Genomic DNA, 4,255 nt, shown 5'->3' with positions numbered 1-4,255 from the left:
GTATATAAGTCGGCAATATCTGGTTTCTTAGCTAATTCTTGCTGAATTGTTTCTAAGGCCGCATTGACTTCGTCAGTTGTTGGATATTCCTCGTCTGCATTTCCTCGTAAACTCATCATCGCAACATCATTTTGATGACTATTTACTGCTAAAGCTTTAATTTTTTCATCTAAAGCTTCAATATCTGATAAATAAGCTATATCGGCAGGAGTTTTTTCCAATAAATTTCTTGAAAATGTATTTTTTTCAATGACACAACCAATAATCTTGCTTTCTGAATTTTCACTCTTGATGAAAATAATATTGTCAGTTTTATTCATATTCTCTAAATATTTTGTTTTATATTCTTCCGAATTTTGAAGACCTTCTATTGTTATGTCATCTATTGTTGTCGTCGTATCTACCCCTTGATAATCTACTATTTCACCTTCTTCTATTTTGAAATAGAATCTTTTTTGACCTTCAGAGGTGAATAATTTGAATACACAAATACCATTTTCTAAGTTATCTTCGGCTTGAAATAAAACTCTTGCTTGGTCTTCATTTATTCTTGAAATAATATCTATAGTATCGCTTCTTGTTAAATCACTTTTCTTGATATATTCATTTGATAATTCTTCAATTTTTGAATTTGATGAGTCAATTTCATTAATTTTTTCAACAATCTTTTTGATATATGGTTTTATCGTATTTCTCATTTGAAAAGATAATTGGACGGCAGAAGTCAAACTTACAGCAGAAGTATCAGGATTATCTTCTTCTTCAGTAAAATTGAATTTTTCTACTTGTCTATTCTCTAAATTACACCATTCTAAGACGTCATTTAAATTAATTTTATTATTATCTGCCAAAGCAACAGCAGACGTAAAAGAATCTGCCAAAGAGACATTATCCGATAATTCATCTGATAAATCTACGACTTTAGTGATAGAAGCTACTTGACCAATACTTCCTGCAGCACCTCCTGCAAAGCTGATTAAATTTTGAGTAATTCCAATACCTAGTCTTGTCAAATTCATAGCCATTTGGATTTTTTGAGTAAATTGTATAGCGTTTACTGCAGACTGTAAATATTGAGTCTTTTCTTTTTGTATTGTCATATCTGCCTTTAAGACATCAACATTATGACCCATTTCTTTAACATCATAACTAACAACATCAAAAGAATTTGTCAATAAATTTAAATCACTTCTCATTGTCGAAATATTATCTGCCGAAATAATTTTTGATGAACAAATATTATAGTCTGTATAGAGGGTAGAAGCAGCATTAGGATTAGGATAAACTTCAAAATATTGTTGTTTCATTATATATTCGAAAGGATTTGTTGAAGGGTCCCAATTTACCTCCTCTATCGGGTCGACCAAATATTTATTCAAATATAATTCAATATTTTTTGATGTCGAATTTATATTAGAATTTGAATATTCACCTCCTGTAGATTCTATAGTATCGATAATAGGACTTAAGGCAAAACAACTTTTTGAGCCAATAACATACATATCTCCAACTTTGAACGATAAAGTATTCCAGCAAGAATCAGATTGCTCAGCCCATTTAAATGATATTTCTACATGATGAATTTCTTTTTGAATTTTCTTTTCGATAGTTTCATTTTCGCCAATGTTATATTGAATAAATTTTAAGACAATCCCAGCTATATCATATCCTTCATGAGCAGGAAAATTATCGACATAAAAAATTGCTGGCCAAATTTTATATTCCGAAGATGCATCAACTTTTTCACCATTTGATTTGACCATCTGACATTTTACATTACCGTTTATGAGAATATCTTTTATTAAACAAGAACTCTTTTTGGGAGAGAGAAAGATATTTCCTTCTGACCTTTTCATCATTATACAGCAAGTTTTACCTTTCCATCCTTTCATATCTGTCATCATGTCATTAGCATCTTTTAAATCTACGAAGGAATTACATTTCAATAAAGATTTTGGCTTCAAAAGACCTTGACAATTTTGACCTTTCCATTCACCAGAACTCCAAGTTAAATACCAAGAATTATCAAAACAAAAATCTTTAAATTTAAATTCTAACCCTTCAGGAATTACATAATCATCAGGAATTTGATAAATCATTTTATAAAAAGGTATTTCTCCTACTGTCTCTTCGGTGATTATCTGAGGACGATAAAAATATTTTGCATCACTCTTATGTAATTTTAATGCATTCTCAGCCTCTATTGTAGAACATTTTATAGATTTCTCAGTTGTTAAGCAAGTAGGTTCAAATTGATTTAATATACTCAAATCTCCATTAATAAATAAAGTATAAGGGTTTATTGACAAATTTTTATCGAAAGCAATATAGAATTTATCATCTAAATTTATACTATCTTCTGACCCAACTGCATAGGTGGCTATAAGGGTATTATCATTAACGATACAATAATTATTTTCTGAGTCATATGTAATGATAGGACATTTTATTGTATTATCTTTTGTGGAAATATAGAATTCTTTAATATATCTTCCTTCTTCATCATAAATAACATTTTTTCGTAAGACAACTTTGAAAATATTTTGATTTAAAGTTAAGAATTTTTGTTTAGTTATTTCAGGAACATCTATCAATAAAACATTACATAAAACACCATTTAAAGTGTCTGTTCGAAGAGATATATTTTGATTTTCTATCATAAATTTATCTATCCCATTTATGAGAGTAAAATTTGAATCTGTCGTTGAAGGGGTATTAGAAGGGGTAAAATCTTTTAAAGAATCTTGAATTAATTGACCTGCCTCTTCTGAAGTTATCAAATTACTAGTCAATTTTGTCTTGCCATCTACCTGGAATTCAATATCTCCTAAGAATTTTGTAAGCCGAGTACTCATCTTTTGTTTTGAAGCCCAAAAAAATATTTTTATCTCTCTCATTTAATATTTTGACATTTCTTTTCTAAGATAGTTATTCGTTCATTATAGCTTTTCATCAAATTTTCTATAGTTAATTGGCCGGTAGATAAAGTAGGAGTATCTCCTTCGATATTTTGACATTTTGTTTCTAAAACTTTTAATCTATCTTCTAATTTTGAAAAATCATTTGAAGACCCTAAATTATCTTCTAAATTACCAATATCCTCAGACATACCAGCACAAAATAGCCAAATATCTTTTATTCCTTGATTGAAATAATCAAATTGGTCTGAAGTTGTCGATACCCATTTATCGAATATATTTGTTGATTCCGGCTCATTTTTCTCTCCTTCTTGGTCTTCTATAGCATAAGTTTGAGGAGATAATGATTCAAATTTTTCATTTTCCATTTTATAATCAATTTTGGTATTATGTTCTTGAAATGTCTGAGTTAAGTCATTTATTATAGTTTCTAAGTCAGATACTCTTGAATAAATAGAAGAATCTAAAGAACCTCCTCCTCCTGTACCTAATTTTTCAAGATATTGCTTAAAATATTGATTTATTTCTGGCTGATAATAAATTATTGTTCTCTTATCTAAATCGATATCCTCTTCTGGTGTCAAATCTGATAGCGGACTTTTTTCGATATCTTCTTCTGTTATCGTCATTTTAAAATCAAATGAGCCGATGATTGTCAAAACCACTCTGTTTTCTGATGGATATTCGGCAGTATATGATTCAATAATATCAGGATTTGATTCTATAACAACATCTTTGTCTAATTTTACAGCAATAACATAATCTAAATAATAAAAGGAATACCCTCCAGAAATATTTCTGCACCTATCAAAAATATGAATAATTAATCTCGTAGCTTCAACATCCTTTATTCCTGTCAAATCAATTTTTAATTGAGTTTGCCCTGCTTCTTTTTGTATTGAAGTAATAGAAAAATACGAGCTTTTTTCATCCAAATCATAAAAAGATTTTTCAAAATTAATATATCCATAAGAAGATAATGTTTGAGGCTTTAATTTATCTAACGGAATATGGTCTTTCATTGACTCTGCAAAAATGGTATTTCGAAAAGCTTTTCCTAAATGTTTGTTTGTCTGATAATTATCTCTCATGTCTTTATCAGATAAATTACTCTCTTTATGGACAAACGCAAGATTTTCAAATAATCTGTCATACAATTTTTTCTGTGATTCCTCAACTGAAGACCAACACTGAGAGAAAAATTCATCAGAAGGAGGTATATTGATTATTTCTGACTCTAAATTGGCATCCCCTTCCTCAGGCTCTCCTTCATCGACAGGTTCATCGCCGACAGCATTTGTTTCATCTTCATTTGCGAGTGTCATTATCGAATTATC

Annotated in this window: 2 protein-coding genes; both read right to left on the bottom strand. The window is 29.4% G+C overall.

Annotation, left to right across the window (positions count from 1 at the left end; genetic code table 11):
• On the bottom strand, positions 1 to 2,897 hold a 2,897-nt coding region (locus QZ306_RS10310; protein WP_295163603.1), incomplete at its 3' end, for a hypothetical protein.
• The coding region (locus QZ306_RS10305) for a hypothetical protein (protein WP_295163601.1) at positions 2,894 to 4,255 on the bottom strand (1,362 nt) is incomplete at its 5' end. The genes QZ306_RS10305 and QZ306_RS10310, both read right to left, overlap by 4 nt.

The organism is uncultured Brachyspira sp., from assembly GCF_910588665.1.
Classification (GTDB): domain Bacteria; phylum Spirochaetota; class Brachyspiria; order Brachyspirales; family Brachyspiraceae; genus Brachyspira.
The sequence above is the reverse complement of the archived record's forward strand: the minus strand, read 5'-3'. Positions and strand labels throughout refer to the sequence as shown.